Below are 20,408 nucleotides of genomic sequence, written 5' to 3' on the forward strand. Positions count from 1 at the left end.
ATTTGTCTGCTGCGCCGATGTTTATTTCTTTCTTCATGTTGACGGCGTTTCCTGCCGCCTTCGTCGACTACCGACTGTTTGCTGCTCCTGTGATCATTGGTTTGAATGGCCCCGTATCAGGCGCGCGTTTAACCTGTGATTTGCCGGTTTTGCCCGCTGTCTGCTCAATTGACAATTGCCGGAATATGGCAGAAGGTAGCCGCACCCAAATCAAACGGGCGTATGAATTGAGCGTTTGCCGCAGGAACGCTTTTACAGACGCTCGAATCGCGTCGCCGGGGTGACTGGCGTCTGGTGTTTCGCCTCGACGGCAACGTCGTGCACAGCGCCGGATCTCAGCGTCTGACGTGTAATGTTCAGCTTCCATATCGTGGAGATCAGTTGATGATTTACGAAGGTAAAGCCATCACGGTTAAGGCTCTTGAAAGTGGCATCGTCGAATTGCAGTTCGACCTCAAGGGTGAGTCCGTCAACAAGTTCAACCGTCTCACCCTCAACGACCTCAGTCAGGCCATCGAAGCCATCAAGGCCGACAGCTCGATCAAGGGCGTCATTGTCACCAGCGCCAAGGACGTGTTCATCGTCGGCGCCGACATCACCGAATTCGTCGACAACTTCAAGCTGCCGGACGCTGAACTCGTCGCTGGCAACCTCGAAGCCAACAAAATCTTCAGCGCCTTCGAAGACCTCAACGTACCGACCCTCGCCGCCATTAACGGCATCGCGCTGGGCGGTGGTCTGGAAATGTGCCTGGCCGCTGACTTCCGCGTCATGTCCGCCACCGCCAAAGTCGGCCTGCCGGAAGTCAAACTCGGCATCTACCCGGGCTTCGGCGGCACCGTCCGTCTGCCACGCCTGATCGGTGTCGATAACGCCGTTGAGTGGATCGCGTCCGGCAAAGACAACAGCGCTGAAGACGCACTGAAAGTGGGCGCTGTCGATGCGGTGGTCGCTCCGGGCAAGCTGCAGGAGGCTGCACTGGACCTGATCAAGCGCGCTATCTCCGGCGAGTTCGATTTCAAGGCCAAGCGTCAGCCGAAGCTGGACAAGCTCAAGCTCAATGCCATCGAGCAGATGATGGCCTTCGAAACCGCCAAGGGTTTCGTGGCTGGCCAGGCCGGCCCGAACTACCCAGCGCCGGTCGAAGCCATCAAGACCATCCAGAAAGCCGCCAATTTCGGTCGCGACAAAGCCCTGGAAGTGGAAGCCGCCGGTTTCGTGAAGATGGCCAAGACCTCGGCCGCCGCGAGCCTGATCGGCCTGTTCCTGAACGATCAGGAGCTGAAGAAGAAAGCCAAGGTCTACGACGAAGTCGCCAAAGACGTGAAGCAGGCCGCTGTATTGGGCGCCGGCATCATGGGCGGCGGCATCGCCTATCAGTCGGCTGTCAAAGGCACGCCGATCCTGATGAAGGACATCCGCGAGGAAGCCATCGCGCTGGGCCTGGGCGAAGCATCGAAGCTGTTGGGCAAGCGTGTCGAAAAAGGCCGTCTGACTTCCGCGAAGATGGCCGAAGCGCTCAATGCGATTCGTCCTACGCTGTCCTACGGCGATTTCGGCACCGTCGACCTCGTCGTCGAAGCCGTGGTCGAGAACCCGAAGGTCAAGCAAGCGGTATTGGCCGAAGTGGAAGGGCAGGTGGGTGAAAACACCATTCTCGCGTCCAACACATCGACGATCTCCATCAGCTTGCTGGCCAAGGCCCTCAAGCGTCCGGAAAACTTCGTCGGCATGCACTTCTTCAACCCGGTGCACATGATGCCGCTGGTTGAAGTCATCCGTGGCGAGAAGTCCAGCGAAGTCGCCGTGGCGACCACCGTGGCCTACGCCAAGAAGATGGGCAAGAACCCGATCGTGGTCAACGACTGCCCGGGCTTCCTGGTCAACCGCATCCTGTTCCCGTACTTCGGCGGTTTCGCCAAGCTGGTCAGCGCCGGTGTCGACTTCGTGCGCATCGACAAGGTCATGGAAAAATTCGGCTGGCCAATGGGCCCGGCGTACCTGATGGACGTGGTCGGCATCGACACCGGCCACCACGGTCGCGACGTCATGGCTGAAGGCTTCCCGGACCGCATGAAGGACGATCGCCGCACTGCCGTCGACGCCTTGTACGACGCCAATCGCCTCGGCCAGAAGAACGGCAAGGGCTTCTACGTTTACGAGACGGACAAGCAGGGCAAGCCGAAGAAAGTGGTCGACGCTTCCGTGCTGGAAGTGCTCAAGCCAGTGATCTACGAGCAGCGTGAGGTCAGCGACGAAGACATCATCAACTGGATGATGATCCCGCTCTGCCTTGAGACCGTGCGTTGCCTGGAAGACGGCATCGTCGACACGGCTGCCGAAGCCGACATGGGCCTGATCTACGGCATCGGCTTCCTCCGTTCCGCGGTGGCGCGCTGCGCTACATCGACTCGATCGGTGTCGCTGAATTCGTGGCCCTGGCCGACCAATACGCTGATCTGGGCGCTCTGTACCACCCCACTGCGAAGCTGCGTGAAATGGCCAAGACCGGCCAACGCTTCTTCGGCTAAGTGCCCAACGAACAGGTGAAGATATGAGCTTGAATCCGAGAGACGTCGTGATTGTCGACTTCGGTCGCACACCGATGGGCCGCTCCAAGGGTGGCATGCACCGCAATACCCGCGCCGAAGACATGTCGGCGCACCTGATCAGCAAATTGCTGGAACGCAACAACAAGGTCGACCCGGCCGAAGTCGAGGACGTGATCTGGGGCTGCGTCAACCAGACCCTGGAGCAGGGCTGGAACATCGCGCGCATGGCGTCGCTGATGACCCAGATTCCGCACACCTCTGCGGCGCAGACGGTCAGCCGCCTGTGTGGCTCGTCGATGAGCGCGTTGCACACGGCGGCGCAGGCGATCATGAGCAACAACGGTGACGTCTTCGTCATCGGCGGTGTCGAGCACATGGGCCACGTTGGCATGATGCACGGTGTCGACCCGAACCCGCACATGTCGCTGTACGCAGCGAAAGCCTCCGGCATGATGGGCCTGACCGCCGAAATGCTGGGCAAGATGCACGGCATCACGCGTGAGGCCCAGGATGCGTTCGGTGTGCGCTCCCACAGGCTCGCTCAGAAGGCCACGCTGGAAGGGAAGTTCAAGGACGAAATCATCCCGATGCAGGGCTACGACGAGAACGGTTTCCTGAAGATGTTCGACTTCGACGAGACCATTCGTCCGGAGACGACGCTGGAAAGCCTGGCTGCCCTCAAGCCTGCGTTCAACCCGAAAGGCGGTACGGTCACGGCCGGCACCTCGTCGCAGATCACCGACGGTGCGTCGTGCATGATCGTCATGTCCGGCCAGCGCGCCATGGACCTTGGCATCCAGCCCCTGGCGGTGATCCGCTCCATGGCGGTGGCCGGTGTAGACCCTGCAATCATGGGTTACGGACCGGTTCCGGCGACCCAGAAAGCGCTCAAGCGCGCAGGGCTGAGCATCGCCGATATCGACTACTTCGAGCTCAACGAAGCTTTCGCTGCACAGGCCCTGCCGGTGCTGAAAGATTTGAAAGTGCTCGACAAGATGGACGAGAAGGTTAACCTGCACGGCGGCGCCATTGCCTTGGGTCACCCGTTCGGTTGCTCGGGGGCGCGGATTTCCGGCACCTTGCTCAACGTGATGAAGCAGAATGGCGGCACCCTGGGTGTTGCTACCATGTGCATCGGTCTGGGTCAGGGCATCACCACCGTATTCGAACGCGTCTAAACGGTGTCAGTGTGCGAGCCGGGGCCTGGTGCCCCGGCTTTTGTTTTTTCCGGAAATGTATTTTCGCCACTTTTTTCTGTCACACCCGAGGTCCCCCGCATGCAGCTACAACCTGGTCTCTACCGTCACTACAAAGGGCCCGAATATCGTGTTATCGGTGTCGCGCGGCATTCGGAGACCGAAGAGGAAGTGGTGTGCTACCAAGCGCTGTACGGCGAATTCGGCCTGTGGGTACGCCCTTTGAGCATGTTTCTGCAGTCAGTTGAGGTTGACGGCGAGCAAGTGCCGCGCTTTGCTTTGGTTCAGGCCGAACCGGATCTTTTTCCCCGGCCCTGAGGCGGCACGTTGCAGCAGCATTGCTTGACCTCACCTTTCAGCCACTATATATAGCGGGGCCTCGACGGCTCTGACGTCTTTTTTCTCGCATTAGGAATTTTCCGATCCATGGGCAAATCGCTGGTCATTGTGGAATCCCCGGCTAAGGCCAAGACCATCAACAAGTACCTGGGCAACCAGTACGTGGTGAAGTCGAGTATCGGCCATATCCGAGACCTGCCCACCAGCGGTTCGGCTAGCGCCTCCAAAGAGCCTGCTGCCAAGCGCGGCAAGGCCGTGGCCGAAGCGCCCGTGCTGTCGCCCAAGGAAAAGGCCAAGCGCCAGCTCGTGGCGCGCATGGGTGTCGATCCGGAGCACGGCTGGAAAGCCAAGTACGAAATCCTTCCCGGCAAAGAGAAGGTGATCGACGAGTTGCGCCGCCTGGCCAAAGACGCCGACACCATCTATCTCGCGACGGACTTGGACCGCGAAGGGGAAGCCATCGCCTGGCACCTGCGCGAAGCCATTGGTGGCGACGATGCGCGCTATAAGCGCGTGGTCTTCAACGAGATCACCAAGAAAGCCATCCAGGAAGCCTTCTCCAAACCGGGCGAGCTCGACATCGACCGCGTGAATGCCCAGCAGGCACGCCGTTTCCTCGACCGCGTCGTCGGCTACATGGTGTCGCCGCTGCTGTGGCAGAAGATCGCCCGCGGTCTGTCGGCCGGCCGTGTGCAGTCCGTGGCCGTGAAGCTGGTGGTGGAGCGCGAGCGTGAAATCCGTGCGTTCAACCCGGAAGAGTACTGGGAGATCCACGCGGACCTCGGCACCGCCAAGGGCGCCAACGTTCGCTTTGAAGTTGCCCGCGAAAAAGGCGAAGCCTTCAAGCCGCTGAACGAAGCGACCGCCATGGCGGCGCTGGAGAAGCTCAAGGCCTCGGCCTACAGCATTAGCAAGCGTGAAGACAAACCGACCAGCAGCAAGCCGTCGGCACCCTTCATCACGTCCACGCTGCAGCAGGCCGCGAGCAACCGCCTGGGCTACGGCGTGAAGAAAACCATGATGATGGCCCAGCGTCTGTACGAAGCCGGTTACATCACCTACATGCGTACGGACTCGACCAACCTGTCGGCCGACGCAGTGGCCATGGCCCGCACCTACATCGAAACCGAGTTCGGCAAGAAGTACCTGCCGGAATCGCCTATCGTCTACAGCAGCAAGGAAGGCGCGCAAGAGGCTCACGAAGCGATTCGCCCCTCCGATGTCAACACGCACCCGAGCAAGCTGACCGGCATGGAGCGTGATGCCGAGCGTCTGTACGAACTTATCTGGCGCCAGTTCGTGGCCTGTCAGATGCCGCCTGCGCAATACTTGTCGACCACTGTCAGCGTCGCGGCTGGCGATTTCGAGCTGCGCGCCAAGGGCCGCATCCTCAAGTTCGACGGCTACACCCGCGTGCTGCCTCAGATGAGCAAGCCGGGCGATGACGACGTCCTGCCGGACATGGCTCAAGGCGACAAGCTAAAGCTGATCAAGCTTGACCCGAGTCAGCACTTCACCAAGCCGCCCGCGCGTTATTCGGAAGCGAGCCTGGTCAAGGAAATGGAAAAACGCGGCATCGGTCGTCCATCGACTTATGCGGCGATCATTTCGACGATTCAGGACCGTGGTTACGTGGCCCTGCACAACCGTCGTTTCTATTCGGAAAAGATGGGCGATATCGTCACCGAGCGTTTGTCCGAAAGCTTCTCGAACCTGATGGACTACGGCTTCACCGCCGGCATGGAAGAGAACCTCGACGACGTGGCCCACGGGCAGCGCGACTGGAAGAACGTCCTCGACGAGTTCTACGGTGACTTCAAGAAGAAACTCGAAGTGGCCGAAGCACCCGACAGCGGTATGCGCGCCAATCAGCCGGTGATGACTGACATCCCGTGCAAGGTCTGCGGGCGCCCGATGCAGATTCGTACGGCGTCCACCGGCGTGTTCCTCGGCTGCTCGGGCTACAGCCTGCCGCCGAAAGAGCGCTGCAAGGCCACCGTCAACCTCACGCCGGGCGACGAAATCGCCGATGACGATGAGGGCGAGTCCGAATCCCGCGTACTGCGTGGCAAGCACCGTTGCCCGATCTGCAGCACCGCGATGGACGCCTACCTGCTGGATGAGAAGCATAAGCTGCATATCTGCGGCAACAACCCGGATTGCTCGGGTTACGAGATCGAAGAGGGCACCTACCGCATCAAGGGCTATGAAGGCCCGAGCGTGGAGTGCGACAAGTGCGGCGGCGAGATGCAGCTCAAGACCGGCCGTTTTGGCAAGTTCTTCGGCTGCACCAACTGCAAAAACACCCGTAAATTGCTGAAGAGCGGTGAAGCGGCACCGCCGAAGATGGACCCGGTGAAAATGCCGGAGCTCAAATGCGAGAAGGTCGACGACACCTACATCCTGCGTGATGGTGCTTCGGGGCTGTTCCTGGCGGCCAGCCAGTTCCCGAAAAACCGCGAGACCCGTGCGCCCTTGGTCATGGAGATCGCGCCGCACAAGGACGAGATCGATCCGAAGTATCACTTCCTCTGTGAAGCGCCGAAAAAGGACCCCGACGGTCGTCCAGCGGTGATCCGCTACAGCCGCAAGTCCAAGGAGCAGTACGTGCAGACCGAAGTGGACGGCAAGCCCACCGGCTGGCGTGCGTTCTACGACGGCGGCAAGTGGAAGGTCGAGGACAAGCGTTGATCGTTTGATCTCGATCCGACTGGTCAGCCTCGACGCTTTGCGTTAAAAGAATCCCTCGGCGTGCATGTGCGCTCCGAGGGATTTTTTGTCTGCGGCTAACAGCTGCGGGCAGGCTGGCGATTCACTCATCTCTACAGAGGCCACCGTTATGGCTCACGAACTCTATACCCGCACCAACCAGAAGCTCTTCTTCGCAGGCCTGGCACTGGAAGCGATGGCCAAGGCCAGGGACAGCCGCGCGATGAACGCCCAGGGGCTTGAGCAGGCGGAGCGTGAGTCGGCGATCTTTCATCTCTACGGCGCATTGCTCGGGCTGTGCCACGAGATTGCCGGTTACTACCGGCTGCCACAGGCGAGCACCCCGCGTGCCGAGGACCTGCTGTCGCCGAAAGTATTGGAAGCTATCGCTATTCCGGAAATGGGCGAACTGGTCGAGCTCGCCCAGCACCGCGAAACCTGGTTGGCGCAGCTGCTGGCGTCCTACCACGCGTTGTTCATGCCGCCGCGTGCGCCGCGCAAACCCAAGGGTGACGTTACCCAGCCATTGATTATCGCAGTGGGGGCGGACGAAGAGCCTGAGCAGGCATTGACGCGTGAAGAAATGGAAGCCTGGCGCCAGCAGCTCAAAGGCCTGGCAATCCGGTTCAGGGAAGGGCTGAGCGAGTGCTGATGCAGAGTGATCGATGGGCTAGGGACTGAGTCCTCTGGCTGTTACAATGCCGGCCTTTCGTGGAGAACTGCACTGATGCCAACTTCGTTTCTGGAAATTGTTGAACTGCCTGACGGCCGCATCGAATTGCGCCGCGCCGAAGACGAAGGTTCACTCGTCACGCTGAACTTCTCCGAAGACGCCAAGGCGTTCCTGCAGGGTCAGCACGTTGAAGTCGCCAAGGCGATGCTCAGCGTCGGTGTGCAGATGGCAGGCCGTCTGGCCGAAGGAGAGTTGACCAAGGATGAAGAAGGGCCGCGAGTACTGCATTGATTTTCGGGATCTGCAGCTCGCCCACATGCCGTCCCGCTTCTCGATTCGCAAGAAGCGTCTGTACGCTCTACATACCCTGAATAGTTTTGCCGACGTGCTCAGCCCAGACGAATGTTGAGGCTCTGCGCATCGCCGATGCGTGCTGCGCTTGCCAGTTGCTGGCGCGCACTGCCTGACAGGGAATTAATCCAGCTGACCACCGTGTGGCTCCGGCCCAGGCGCAAGACCTCACGGGTGAGTTCCAGCGCACTCTGAGTCCCGCGCGGGTGCATCAGAATAATACGTTCCCGATTCAGACCCGCGTCACGCAGCCATGCCTGGGTCACGCTGGCGGGGGAGCTATCAGCGTCAGCCAACGATCGTTGGTGTCCTGGCTCAACTCGCGCAGGATCGGCGCCAGCAGGTTGAGGCAGTTCCCGGCAGCGCCGCGCAATGACAATTCACTAAAGGCTTCTGGTTCATTGCTCCAGGGCGACTCTGCAATCTCTGCCAGCGTCGGGACCTGCAACAGCGGAATGTCGAGCATGGGCACGCCGGGCGCCATGAATGCTTCGAACAGTGGCAGTTGTGCATGTTGTTGCGGTGTCTGTGGGAACTGCATCTACGTTCTCCTTATCGACGAATCACGCCGACGCTCAAGCCTTCAATGACAAGATCCTGATCTTTGAGATTCACTTCGATCGGTGCGAAGTCGGCGTTCTCGGCCAGCAACCAGACCTTGTTACCCTCACGCTTGAAGCGTTTAACCGTCACTTCGTCACCGATACGCGCCACAACGATCTGGCCGTTGCGTGCTTCGCGGATGGTGTGAACGGCCAGCAGGTCGCCGTCGAGAATCCCGACGTCCTTCATGCTCATCCCGTGTACCCGCAGCAGGTAATCTGCACTCGGATGAAAGAAGGCCGGGTTGATGGCGAGGGATTCTTCGATGTGCTGCTGGGCCAGGATCGGCGCGCCGGCTGCAACGCGGCCGATGATTGGCAGACCGCTGTCATCGGGTTTGGCTTCGAAGCCCGGAATACGAATGCCGCGGGAGGCACCCGGGGTCATTTCGATGGCGCCTTTGCGGGCAAGTGCTTTCAAGTGTTCTTCGGCGGCGTTGGGCGACTTGAACCCCAACTCCTGAGCGATTTCAGCGCGGGTGGGCGGGTAGCCGTTGTCTTCGAGGCAGCGCTTGATGAAGTCCAGAATCTCGGCTTGGCGTGACGTCAGTTTGATCATGTGCATCGCTCTGGCTTTTTATACAGTGACTGGGATTATATACAGTGCTTGGGTCTTGGCAATGGGCCTTTTCGCCACGCCTGCTTTGCGGCCCATCCATGGATGGCTACAGGCCCCGGTTTATATGGTTAAATGCCCGTGACTGCCGGGACATAAAGCAGGTGCTCAGGGTTGACAGTGCCGTGTATGAAACGTATGTTTCAAACACTTGTTTGTCAGGCGTTGAACCATGGCTCAGTCGGAAACAGTTGAACGAATCCTCGATGCAGCGGAGCAGCTGTTTGCCGAGAAGGGTTTTGCCGAAACCTCGTTGCGGCTGATCACCAGCAAGGCGTCAGTCAATCTGGCCGCGGTGAATTACCACTTTGGCTCAAAGAAGGCCCTGATTCAGGCCGTATTCTCGCGCTTTCTCGGGCCGTTCTGCGTCAGTCTCGACCGTGAGCTGGAGCGCCGCCAGGCCAAGCCTGAACACAAGCCGACCCTTGAAGAGCTTCTTGAAATCCTGGTTGAGCAGGCGCTGGTGGTTCAGCCGCGCAGCAACAATGACCTGTCCATTTTCATGCGCCTGCTGGGCCTCGCGTTCAGTCAGAGCCAAGGCCACTTGCGGCGTTATCTCGAAGACATGTACGGCAAGGTGTTCCGTCGTTACATGCTGCTGGTCAACGAAGCGGCGCCGCGCATTCCTCCCATCGAGTTGTTCTGGCGGGTCCATTTCATGTTGGGCGCTGCTGCGTTCAGCATGTCCGGTATCAAGGCCCTGCGCGCCATCGCCGAGACCGATTTCGGTATCAACACGTCCATCGAGCAAGTCATGCGCCTGATGGTGCCATTCCTCGCGGCCGGCATGCGCGCCGAAACGGGTGTCACCGATAACGCCATGCTCACCGCGCAACTCAGGCCCCGGACCAAAACCTCGACACCGGTGCCTGCCAAGGTCTGAGGCGCGTCACCGGCTGGCGGTGGCGTAATTTGCATCACATCCTTCGATCCCTCACCATGCCGGCTTGAGCATTGGTTGTTGAAGGATCTTCCTATGAGTTCTGGCCTGCAAGGCTCCCTGATGGTGGACGTCGCCGGTACCTGGCTGACCTGCGAAGACCGTCAGTTTCTGCGTCAGCCCGAAGTGGGCGGCCTGATCATTTTCGCGCGCAATATAGAGAGCCCACGGCAAGTGCGTGAGCTTTGTGCCTCCATTCGCGCCATTCGTCCCGAGTTGTTATTGGCTGTCGACCAGGAGGGTGGTCGGGTGCAGCGCCTGCGCCAGGGTTTTGTCCGGTTGCCGCCGATGCGCGCCATTGCCGGTCATCCCAATGCCGAAAACCTCGCCGAACATTGTGGCTGGCTGATGGCAACCGAGGTGCTGGCAGTGGGGCTGGACCTCAGTTTTGCGCCGGTGCTGGATCTGGACTATCAGCGCAGTGCGGTCGTTGGCACCCGGTCGTTTGAAGGCGACCCTGAGCGGGCGGCGTTACTGGCCGGCGCTTTTATTCGGGGCATGAATGCGGCGGGCATGGCGGCCACGGGCAAGCATTTCCCGGGGCATGGTTGGGCCGAAGCTGACTCCCATGTGGCTATCCCCAACGACGAGCGCAGCCTGGAAACGATCCGCGCCAACGACCTGGTGCCCTTTCAGCGCCTGAGCAAACACTTGGCAGCGGTCATGCCTGCCCACGTGATCTATCCCCAGGTCGATTCACAGCCGGCGGGATTCTCCCGCCGCTGGCTGCAGGACATCCTGCGCGGCGAGCTGGGATTCGATGGGGTGATCTTCAGCGATGACCTGTCGATGGCCGGCGCCCATGTGGTGGGTGATGCCGCCAGCCGCATCGAGGCGGCGCTTACCGCCGGTTGTGACATGGGCCTGGTATGCAACGACCGCGCTGCAGCTGAGCTGGCGTTGAGTGCCGCGCAGCGCTTGAAAGTCTCGCCTCCTGCGGCGCGACTTCACAGAATGCGCGGGCAGGGCATGGCGTCCACCGAATACCGGCAACATCCGCGCTGGTTGGCGGCGCTGACCGCACTGCGCGCTGCTCAACTGATCGATTAAGGATTCCCCATGACTGTTTACGCGATTATCGGCGGCACTGGCCTGACCCAGCTCGACGGGCTGACGATCCGTCAATCCCTGGCGGTGAATACGCCTTACGGCGCGCCGTCCGGCGATATCCATTTGGGCGAGTATGCCGGCCGCGAGGTGATGTTTCTGGCCCGTCACGGGCACCCGCACCGCTTTCCGCCACACAAGGTCAACTACCGCGCCAACATCTGGGCGCTGAAGCAGGCCGGGGCCGAAGCGATTCTGGCGGTCAACGCCGTAGGCGGAATCCACCCTGACATGGGCACCGGCCATTTCTGCGTGCCCCATGATCTCGTGGATTACACCAGCGGTCGCGATCACACGTTCTTTGCCGATGATCTGGAGCATGTGACCCACATCGATTTCAGCTTCCCCTACAGCGCGCCGTTACGGGCTCGGCTGATCGCTGCACTGGCTGCCGAGGGCTGCGCCCACAGCGATTCCGGCGTTTACGCCTGCACCCAGGGCCCGCGCCTGGAAACCGTGGCGGAGATCGCGCGACTGGAGCGTGACGGCTGCGACATCGTCGGCATGACCGGCATGCCGGAGGCGGCCTTGGCCCGTGAGCTTGAACTGGAATATGCCTGTCTGGCGCTGGTGGTCAACCCGGCTGCCGGCAAGTCGGCGGCAGTGATCACAATGGCCGAAATCGAGCAGGCTTTGCACGACGGAATCGGCAAGGTCAAGGCAACACTGGCAAGGGTGCTAAGCGCTGCTTGATGCAGGAACATGTCGGTCTGGCAGGGGCTTTTCTTGAGCGCTGGCTAGGCCGGGGAGGGCAGCAAAGTCAACGCCATTTCGTTGAAAAAGTTGTCCACGGAAAGCGTGAATATCTCTGTGGATAAGTTTCTGTAAGCCTGTAGTTGCAAGGCTTTAGCTGCAATGGTTGTTTAATGATCAGGTTTGCCAATGGCGCCGATGCAGCAGGTTAATCGTCAGAATTCTCTTCGAATCAGGCCAGAAGGATGCGGGGCAAAGCGAGGGGAAGATCAGGCGGCGGGTGCCCGGCAGCGCATCAGGAATGACGCGCTGCCAGAGCAAGTTTCCGTAGGGAAAAGTCAGATATCACATCACGAAAAGGAGCCCTGATCGGCGGATCAGGATTCAGCCCACTCAACATCGGTCAAGCCCAGTTGCTCGGCTTTTGGCTTGGTAACCTTCGGAACGCGATCCGAGCGGTATTTTGGAATCTGACCAAACCCGGCATCCACAGAGGCCCAATGCCAGGCAGATGCGTTGTCCATGGCTTCAGCGCTGATGTAGAAGCTTTTGTAGCTGCCGTGCAGCAGGTAATCGATTCTGAAATGCTTGTACTGTGCCACGCTTGCAAACCTCCCTATCAGTCACTCTCTTTGTAACTGAGTCGTCACCGCCGGGAAAATTCACTCGAAATTCTCGTTCTAAGCCAAATGGTTAGCTTTAGTACAGAACGATGAGCGAACCGTCGACCACCCTTGCAAATGAGTGGCAAACCCCCGGTTTTGAGCGGTTGCAGCGACACTCTGGCTGCATGAAGCACAGAGCGATGCGGCAGTGACGACCCTTCACGTCGTCCTGCCGCCCCGTTTTCACACCCAAATGGTTACTTGTTCAGGAATTTGAACACAGTGGTCTGGGTGTAGGCCTTACCCGGTTCCAGGCGAGTCGAAGGGAAGGCGGGCTGGTTCGGCGAGTCCGGGTAGTGCTGGGTTTCCAGCGTGAATGCGCCCCAGTGCGGATAGATCTTGCCGCCCTTACCTTTGACGGTGCCGTCGAGGAAGTTGCCTGTGTACAGCTGGACGCCGGGCTCGGTGGTAAACAGCTGCAAACGACGACCCGACTTCGGATCGACCACGTCCGCTGCCAGATTCGACAGCTTGCCTTTGGTGTCGAGCACCCAGTTATGGTCGTAGCCGCCCTGGGTCGCTTCGGCGAACTTGAGCTGCTGGTTGTCTTCACGGATGCGCTTGCCGAAGGCGACGGGTTTGAGGAAGTCAAACGGTGTGCCGGCCACTGGCGGCAGCTCACCGGTCGGGATCAGCGTCTCGTTGACCGGCGTGTAATGCGCAGCATGCACCACCGCCACCTGATCCAGAATGTCGCCGTTACCCGCGCCTGCCAGGTTGAAGTAACTGTGGTTGGTGAGGTTGAGGACGGTCGGTTTGTCCGTCGTCGCGTGGTACTGAATGCGCAACTCGTTCTTGTCGTTCAGGCTATAGGTGACTTCGGTTTTCAGCGTACCGGGGAAACCCATCTCGCCATCGATCGAGACGTACGTCAGCTTGACCCCGACCGAGCCTTTGTCCTTGACCTCTTCGGCCTTCCAGATCTGCTTGTCGAAGCCTTTCGGGCCGCCATGCAGGGAGTTGGTCTTGTCATTCAGCGGCACCTGATAGCTTTTGCCATCCAGGGAGAACTTGCCGCCCGCCAGGCGATTGCCAAAGCGGCCAATGGTGGCGCCGAAAAATGCGGTCCCTTTGACGTAGCCGTCCACGTCATCGAAGCCCAGAACCACGTCTTCAGCCTTGCCGTGCTTGTCTGGCACCAGCAGCGACTGCAACGTGCCGCCGTATGTGATGACGGTGGCTTGCATGCCCTTGCTGTTACGCAAGGTGTATTTCTCGACCGGCGTGCCATCGGCGAGTTTACCGAAAGCACCGTGTTCAGTGGACAGCCCGGCGGCGTGCACGTGCAGGGCCGCGGCCATCAGCGACAGGCCCAGGGCAGGGATAAGCGTCTTTCTCATTGCGTCGATCCTTTTGTTTTTATAGGCGTGTTGTTGTGAGTATTTCGGGGGAGTTGCCCCAAGGCATCAGCCTCATTGCTCGAAGCGCTACCGCCAAGCAGTACGTCAATGGCCTGGATTTAGCGATTGGTCATACTATTCAGCCTGGAAGGCCCCGATATTTCGAGTTATAGATCAAAAGCACTCGCTTTAAAAATAAATTGTAATACTATTTGGCGAAAGGCAGTGTCTGTCCTGACGCGGGAAGGTCTAGTCCAGAATCGCCCGCCTGTACAGGCGATTGACGCCTAATCGTATGATCATTAGCCTCGATTCGCGGAACACACCGCAAACAGGGGCGGATCAATGAGCAGCAGTTTTCATGCGTCGACGGTAGACCGCCTGGGGGCCTGGATTGCTCAAGGCAACGTGATGCCGGGGCAGTCGCTGAAGGTTGAAGCGGCGTTGGGTGAAGAGTTCGGGGTCAGCCGGACGGTGATTCGCGAGGCCATCAAGACCCTGGTGGCCAAGGGGCTGCTGGAAGTCGGGCCCAAGGTGGGCACGCGGGTATTGCCGGTGCGCGCCTGGAATCTGTTTGACCCGCAGGTCGTGGGTTGGCTGGCGGCAAAAGGTCTGCCGACAAGTTTTGTGCTGGACCTGCTGGATTTGAGACGCGCCATTGAACCGATGGCGGTGCGATGGGCGTGTGAAAGAGCGACAACGGAGCAAATTGCCGGGATTCAGGCAGCCTATGCGCGACTTGCGGCCAGCGTCGCCGACTTCGGCGATTACAACGCTGCGGATCAACGCTTCCATGAAGCGGTGCTGGCGGCGAGTCATAACCAGTTTATCGAGCAGATGCTGCCGGCACTGGGCGCTCTGCTGGCGATTTCGTTTGAAGTGTCATCGGCGGTGCCCGGCGAGCTGGGCAGAACCTTGCCGTTGCACAAAGATCTGGCGGACGCCATTGCGAATCGGGATTCAGCGCGGGGTGTGTGGGCCTGCATGAGTCTGATCGAAAACGCTGGTGAAGTGATTGCGCGTTCTCGCCAGCAACCGTTGACGCGCAACTGATGACAGGCTGAGTTTGACGTTTTACAGGTGGGCTTTTTGAGTGGCTCACAGACCTACAATAATAAGCAGGAAATCTTCCATGAAATGGCTGCCGGTCTGTGACCAGCGTTTCAAATTGGCCGAAGGGCCGTTCTGGGACCATGCCCATCAGGCCTTGTACTGGGTCGACATCGCCAGTTTCCGCGCGCTGCGCCTTCAGGCGAGCAAGCTGTCCCACTGGCAGTTCAGCGAACCGGTCTCCGCCTTCATACCTACCACGACAGGCGATGCACTGGTCACTCTCGCCAGGGGGTCCACCGTCTCGACCTCGATTCCCCGTCCCATCAGCCTGTTATTTCTCTGCTCTGCGCCGCTGACCCTGTGGCCGGCAACCGTGCCAACGAAGCCCGTTGCGACCGGCACGGCCGGCTGTGGCTGGGGACCATGCAGAACAACCTGGACGAGGAGGGCGGTGACCTGCCGATCGAGCGTCGCTCCGGCGGACTTTACCGCGTCGACGGCGATGCCTCAGTCGCGCCTTTGCTCAGTGGGCAAGGCATCGTCAACACCCTGGTCTGGCCGGAGAACGATGCAGCGGTACTGACCGCAGACACCCTGGACGGCGTGATCTATCGTTACCCGATCAACGACGATCACTCTTTAGGCGACCGCGAGGTCTGGGCCCATGAGCATTCGCGCGGTGCCCCCGATGGCTCGGCGATGGACGAAGATGGTTTTGTCTGGAACGCCCGCTGGGGGGTGGCTGCCTGATCCGTTTTGGCCCCGATGGCAGCGTTGATCGGGTCGTCGAGTTGCCGGTCAGTCACCCGACCAGTTGCGTATTCGGCGGGCCGGACATGACCACGTTATTCGTCACCAGCGCGCGGCCCGCAGAAGCCGCGCTGGAGCTGGATGGATCTGTGATTCAGATGAAAATGGGCATCAAGGGCATGCCCTCGCATCGCTTTGCGGGGTGAGCCAAACCCTGTGCGGTAGAGGTGTGACACTCGGTTACATAGGCTTCATTGATAATATGATATGACTGTTTTCAGTCGGTCGGCCTGCGTTGTTTCCAGCTGCATTCCGTCCCGACACTCACTGCTGAACGCTGTAGCTAGTCAATAAAAATAAGGAGTTAGCTATGTTGAGTCGCCACGGGATTCGTTCCCTGTGCTGTGCTGCTGTTGCCACCGCCATCCTGGGCATGAGCGGCGGTGTATCTGCCGCTGATAAGGTCAAGATCGGCTTCCTGGTCAAACAGGCTGAAGAGCCCTGGTTCCAGACCGAATGGGCCTTCGCTGAAAAAGCCGGTCAGGAACACGGTTTTGAAGTGATCAAAATTGCCGTTCCCGACGGTGAGAAAACCCTCTCCGCCATCGACAGCCTCGCCGCCAACGGCGCCAAAGGGTTTGTCATCTGCCCGCCTGATGTTTCCCTCGGCCCGTCCATCGTCGCCAAAGCCAAAGCCAATGACATGAAAGTGATGGCCGTCGACGACCGTTTTGTCGACGCCAAAGGCAAGTTCATGGAAGACGTGCCGTACTTGGGCATGGCCGCGTTCGAAGTCGGCCAGAAACAGGGCGCGGCCATGGCCGACGAAGCGAAGAATCGCAAGTGGGACTGGAAAGAAACCTACGCGATCATCAACACCTACAACGAGCTCGACACCGGCAAGAAGCGCACCGACGGTTCGGTGGACGCGTTGAAGAAAGCCGGTTTGCCTGAGGATCACATCCTCTTTGCTCCTCAGAAAACCCTCGACGTGCCAGGCAGCATGGATTCCACCGGTGCTGCCCTGCCAAAACTGCCAAGCGGCGCGAAAAACCTCATCGTTGGCGGCATGAACGACAACACCGTGCTGGGCGGCGTACGTGCGACAGCGGGCGCAGGCTTCACCGCCGCCAACGTCATCGGCATCGGCATCAACGGCACTGACGCCATCGACGAGCTGAAGAAGAAGGACAGCGGCTTCTTTGGGTCGATGCTGCCTAGCCCTGACAAAGAGGGCTACAACACCGCCCTGATGGTCTACGAGTGGGTCACCACCGGCAAAGAACCGCCTAAATACACCGCCATGGACGACGTGACGCTGATCACCCGTGCCAACTTCAAGGACGTGCTGACCCCGCTCGGTCTGTACAAGTAAGCGCGGCAGTCGAGTCGGGACGCCTGAAACTCAGGCGGATATCTGCAAGGCCCCGTTTCACTCGCAAAGGGTGGGGCGGGGTGGAGGTGGTTCATGCAACAGGCATCGGTTCAACAACAGGTTCAGCCTGGCGGCAGCCTGCGCTTTAACGGGATCGGTAAAACCTTTCCCGGTGTGAAGGCGCTGTCGGACATCAATTTCGAAGCTCGCCCAGGCAGCGTACATGCGCTGATGGGCGAGAACGGCGCGGGTAAATCGACGCTGCTGAAGATTCTCGGCGGCTCGTACCAGCCCAACAGCGGCGATCTGCAGATCGGCGATCAGCACCTGGCGTTCAAATCAACCGCTGACAGCATCGCGGCCGGCGTCGCGGTGATTCACCAGGAACTGCACCTGGTCCCGGAAATGTCGGTGGCGGAGAACCTGCTGCTCGGTCACATGCCCAATCGCTGGGGCATGATCAACCGTCGGGCCATGGTCCGACGCGCGAGGGAGCTGCTCAAAGGTCTGGCTGACGAGATCGACCCGAACACGCGCTTGGGAGATCTTTCCCTGGGTCAGCGGCAATTGGTTGAAATCGCCAAGGCCATGTCGCGCAACGCCCATGTGATTGCGTTCGACGAACCCACCAGCAGCCTGTCGGCGCGGGAAATTGATCGGCTGATGGCGATCATCACCCGGCTGCGTGACGAGGGCCGGGTCATTCTCTACGTGTCCCATCGCATGGAAGAAATCTTCCGCGTGTGTGACGCCGTGACCGTGTTCAAGGACGGGCGCTTCGTGCGCACCTTCGAGGACATGGCCGATCTGGACCATGACCGCCTCGTCACCTGCATGGTCGGGCGCGACATCCAGGACATCTATAACTATCGGCCACGCCAGCACCAGGGGCCGAGCCTGCGAGTGACTGGCCTGATGGGCCCTGGTTTGCAGGAGCCGGTCAGTTTTGCCGTGGAGAAGGGGAGATCCTTGGCTTCTTCGGCCTGGTCGGCGCCGGTCGGACCGAGATGTTTCGCATGCTGTCGGGGCTGACGCGCAGTCAGGCCGGGGCCTTGCAACTGGAGGGCAAGCCGCTGAACCTGCGTTCACCGCGCGACGCCATCGACGCCGGCATTCTGCTGTGCCCGGAAGACCGCAAAAAGAAGGCATCGTGCCGCTGTCCAGTGTCGCCGAGAACATCAACATCGGCGCGCGGCCTCGCCATGTCAGCCTGGGCTGTCTGATTCAGGGCCGCTGGGAGCGTGACAACGCCCGGCACCAGATCAAGTCGATGAACGTCAAAACGCCTTCGCCCGAACAGCAAATGCTGTTTCTATCGGGCGGCAATCAGCAGAAGGCCATTCTGGGCCGCTGGCTGTCGATGCCGATGAAGGTGCTGCTGCTGGACGAGCCCACCCGGGGCATCGACATCGGCGCCAAATCCGAGATCTACCAGATCATCCACAACCTCGCCGCCGATGGCATTGCGGTCATCGTGGTGTCCAGCGACCTGATGGAGGTGATGGGCATTTCCGATCGGATTCTGGTCATGAGTGAAGGCGCCATCACCGGCGAATTGTCCCGCGAAGAGGCCAATGAACAGCGTCTTCTGCAACTGGCATTGCCGCGTACGCGCGGTTGAACCTGGCTATGAAAACTGGCTATGAAAAATAAGAACGAGGTGCGTATGTCTACCGAATCCAGCCTGACGGCTCCCCGCCAAGGCATGAACCTGCGTCGATTCGTCGATGACTGGGCCATGCTCATGGCCGCCCTGGGCATCTTTGTGCTCTGTGCGCTTTTGATCGACAACTTCATGTCACCGCTGAATATGCGTGGCCTGGGTCTGGCGATTTCCACGGTCGGCATCGCCGCCTGCACCATGCTGTACTGCCTGGCGTCAGGGCATTTCGACCTATCGGTCGGTTCGGTGCTGGCGTGCTCCGGCGTCATTGCCGGGATCGTCATACGTGACACCGACAGCGTGTTTCTGGGCGTATCGGCGGCGCTGGCCATGGGCTTGCTCGTCGGGCTGATCAACGGCATCGTCATCGCCAAGCTGCGCATCAACGCGCTGATCACCACGCTGGCAACCATGCAGATTGTGCGGGGGCTGGCGTATATCTTCTCCAACGGTAAAGCCGTGGGCGTTGGCGACGAGGCCTTCTTCGTGTTCGGTAACGGTCAGCTGTTCGGCGTGCCGGTGCCGATTCTGATCACCATCGTCTGCTTTATCTTCTTCGGCTGGCTGTTGAACTACACCACCTACGGACGCAACACCCTGGCCATCGGCGGCAACCAGGAAGCGGCGCTGCTGGCTGGCGTACACGTTGACCGGACCAAGATCATCATCTTCGCTGTGCACGGCTTGATCGGCGCGCTGGCCGGCGTGGTGCTGGCCTCGCGCATGACCTCGGGTCAGCCGATGATCGGCCAGGGCTTTGAGTTGACGGTGATTTCCGCGTGCGTACTGGGCGGGGTATCCCTGAGCGGCGGCATCGGCATGATTCGCCACGTCATCGCAGGGGTGTTGATCCTGGCAATCATCGAAAACGCCATGAACCTGAAGAACATCGACACGTTTTACCAGTACGTGATCCGCGGCACGATCCTGTTGCTGGCGGTAATCATCGACCGGTTGAAGCGTCGCTGATTCGGAGTCGTCTGGACTGCGCTGTGTGGGGAGGGCGTCTCCCCGCCAAGCGCCTCATCTCCTCCCATGCCGCCTTACACCAGTTTCGAGGTCTCGAAGATCAACTTCATCGTGGCCTAAGCCAGCGACTGCGCTTCAACCCGGATCGTTTCCAGCTGCACTTTTGCTTCGCTGAACCGGGCGTCGTGGTTGCGCACCTCGATGAGTTGCGTTAACTGCAGCGACGCCTCAATGAGGCCGTATAAATTACGGTGCAACTGGTGGGTGACTTTGGTCAGATGGGGGTATACGTCCGGGCTTTCTTCATGATCAATCACCGGTGTTCTGCTCATTGCGTCCGGCGATGCCCTGTTGCCACTCATAACGAAGTTCAGGTCGACACCGGCCTCGGCGATGCGCAGCAGATAATCGGCCTTCGGCGACCGGGTGCCGTTTTCGTAATTGCCCTGAGCGTTGGTTTCGACGCCGCCGATGGCACCCAAAGCGCTCTGTGACAGCTTCAGTCTGTTGCGTTCCTGCCTGAGTCGCACGCCAATGCCTTTCATGTGCTCAACTCCATTTGAGGATCCCTGATGTCAAGCAGCTGAATGCGAATTCATGGACCGACTCGGCGGGAGGATGAGCGGATCAACGCAAACGGGTGCGGCTTAAGAGGTTCGTCTGTTGGTACCGGACCCGACAATACCGTCATTCGGCTTGAATGTGGATCCGAAAATAGCGTGTTGTAGGAATTTTCTCAAACAGTTGTATGACAACCATTCGAACGAAGGTCTTGGATTAGATCGGTGCGCTTTATGAATAGTGGCGCGAAGAAG

At 59.7% G+C, this 20,408-nt stretch carries 15 protein-coding genes and 4 pseudogenes; 14 read left to right on the plus strand and 5 right to left on the minus strand.

All coding sequences use genetic code 11. The features are described 5' to 3' along the window. Positions 1 to 384: 384 nt before the first annotated feature. The 6 genes and pseudogenes from fadB (at position 385) to JN403_RS14240 (ending at position 7,760) form a co-directional block, all read left to right on the plus strand. Positions 385 to 2,531: pseudogene (fadB, locus tag JN403_RS14215) on the plus strand (fatty acid oxidation complex subunit alpha FadB). A gap of 23 nt (positions 2,532 to 2,554) precedes the next feature. Further along, complete coding sequence (fadA, locus tag JN403_RS14220) at positions 2,555 to 3,730, plus strand: acetyl-CoA C-acyltransferase FadA (RefSeq protein ID WP_122534498.1); 1,176 nt, start codon at positions 2,555 to 2,557, stop codon at positions 3,728 to 3,730. Between the two features lie 99 nt (positions 3,731 to 3,829). Further along, positions 3,830 to 4,066 (plus strand): DUF1653 domain-containing protein, encoded by a 237-nt coding sequence (locus tag JN403_RS14225; RefSeq protein ID WP_205482883.1) that lies wholly within the window; start codon positions 3,830 to 3,832, stop codon positions 4,064 to 4,066. Between the two features lie 108 nt (positions 4,067 to 4,174). Then, positions 4,175 to 6,778 (plus strand): type I DNA topoisomerase, encoded by a 2,604-nt coding sequence (gene topA, locus JN403_RS14230; protein ID WP_122625378.1) that lies wholly within the window; start codon positions 4,175 to 4,177, stop codon positions 6,776 to 6,778. Positions 6,779 to 6,926: 148 nt separating this feature from the next. After that, a complete protein-coding gene (locus JN403_RS14235; protein WP_122534500.1) occupies positions 6,927 to 7,448 on the plus strand; it encodes a DUF6586 family protein in 522 nt (173 codons plus the stop codon). 75 nt (positions 7,449 to 7,523) lie between these two features. After that, the gene (locus JN403_RS14240) at positions 7,524 to 7,760 is read left to right on the plus strand and encodes a hypothetical protein (protein WP_037011193.1); all 237 of its coding nucleotides are present in this window, start codon (positions 7,524 to 7,526) and stop codon (positions 7,758 to 7,760) included. Positions 7,761 to 7,858: 98 nt separating this feature from the next. Here JN403_RS14240 and sulA read toward each other — a convergent pair. Both sulA and lexA read right to left on the minus strand, forming a co-directional pair. After that, positions 7,859 to 8,361: pseudogene (gene sulA / locus JN403_RS14245) on the minus strand (SOS-induced cell division inhibitor SulA). Between the two features lie 11 nt (positions 8,362 to 8,372). Beyond that, positions 8,373 to 8,981 (minus strand): transcriptional repressor LexA, encoded by a 609-nt coding sequence (lexA, locus tag JN403_RS14250; protein WP_205482885.1) that lies wholly within the window; start codon positions 8,979 to 8,981, stop codon positions 8,373 to 8,375. Positions 8,982 to 9,210: 229 nt separating this feature from the next. On the opposite strand from lexA, the gene JN403_RS14255 reads away from it, so the two are divergent. The 3 genes from JN403_RS14255 to JN403_RS14265 all read left to right on the plus strand — a co-directional run bounded on the left by JN403_RS14255 (position 9,211) and on the right by JN403_RS14265 (position 11,778). Continuing rightward, positions 9,211 to 9,921, plus strand: a complete 711-nt coding sequence (locus tag JN403_RS14255; protein WP_205482887.1) for a TetR/AcrR family transcriptional regulator — start codon at positions 9,211 to 9,213, stop codon at positions 9,919 to 9,921. A gap of 105 nt (positions 9,922 to 10,026) precedes the next feature. Next, on the plus strand, positions 10,027 to 11,028 hold the full coding sequence (nagZ, locus tag JN403_RS14260; RefSeq protein WP_205487319.1) for a beta-N-acetylhexosaminidase: 1,002 nt from the start codon (positions 10,027 to 10,029) through the stop codon (positions 11,026 to 11,028). Positions 11,029 to 11,037: 9 nt separating this feature from the next. Next, entirely contained in the window at positions 11,038 to 11,778 is a 741-nt protein-coding gene (locus JN403_RS14265; RefSeq protein WP_205482888.1) for an S-methyl-5'-thioinosine phosphorylase, read from the plus strand. A gap of 377 nt (positions 11,779 to 12,155) precedes the next feature. Here the strand turns inward: JN403_RS14265 and JN403_RS14270 are convergent, their stop codons facing one another. Next, positions 12,156 to 12,380, minus strand: coding sequence for a DUF6555 family protein (locus tag JN403_RS14270; protein WP_037011182.1), 225 nt, complete (start codon positions 12,378 to 12,380; stop codon positions 12,156 to 12,158). A 260-nt stretch (positions 12,381 to 12,640) separates the two neighbouring features. After that, on the minus strand, positions 12,641 to 13,783 hold the full coding sequence (locus JN403_RS14275) for an aldose epimerase family protein (protein ID WP_205482889.1): 1,143 nt from the start codon (positions 13,781 to 13,783) through the stop codon (positions 12,641 to 12,643). Positions 13,784 to 14,128: 345 nt separating this feature from the next. Between JN403_RS14275 and JN403_RS14280 the strand changes: the two genes are divergently transcribed. The 5 genes and pseudogenes from JN403_RS14280 (at position 14,129) to araH (ending at position 19,593) form a co-directional block, all read left to right on the plus strand. Next, positions 14,129 to 14,836: a FadR/GntR family transcriptional regulator gene (locus tag JN403_RS14280; RefSeq protein WP_205482890.1), complete on the plus strand. Its 708-nt coding sequence runs from the start codon at positions 14,129 to 14,131 to the stop codon at positions 14,834 to 14,836. Positions 14,837 to 14,915: 79 nt separating this feature from the next. Beyond that, a pseudogene (locus tag JN403_RS14285) lies at positions 14,916 to 15,792 on the plus strand (SMP-30/gluconolactonase/LRE family protein). A 164-nt stretch (positions 15,793 to 15,956) separates the two neighbouring features. Next, positions 15,957 to 16,961, plus strand: a complete 1,005-nt coding sequence (locus tag JN403_RS14290) for a substrate-binding domain-containing protein (protein ID WP_205482891.1) — start codon at positions 15,957 to 15,959, stop codon at positions 16,959 to 16,961. A 93-nt stretch (positions 16,962 to 17,054) separates the two neighbouring features. Beyond that, positions 17,055 to 18,582 (plus strand): annotated as a pseudogene (araG, locus tag JN403_RS25790) (L-arabinose ABC transporter ATP-binding protein AraG). 45 nt (positions 18,583 to 18,627) lie between these two features. Beyond that, complete coding sequence (gene araH, locus JN403_RS14300) at positions 18,628 to 19,593, plus strand: L-arabinose ABC transporter permease AraH (RefSeq protein ID WP_065988753.1); 966 nt, start codon at positions 18,628 to 18,630, stop codon at positions 19,591 to 19,593. 116 nt (positions 19,594 to 19,709) lie between these two features. Here the strand turns inward: araH and JN403_RS14305 are convergent, their stop codons facing one another. Further along, the gene (locus JN403_RS14305) at positions 19,710 to 20,138 is read right to left on the minus strand and encodes a helix-turn-helix transcriptional regulator (protein WP_205482892.1); all 429 of its coding nucleotides are present in this window, start codon (positions 20,136 to 20,138) and stop codon (positions 19,710 to 19,712) included. Positions 20,139 to 20,408: the final 270 nt, after the last annotated feature.

The organism is Pseudomonas sp. 15A4 (assembly GCF_016925575.1).
GTDB lineage: Bacteria > Pseudomonadota > Gammaproteobacteria > Pseudomonadales > Pseudomonadaceae > Aquipseudomonas.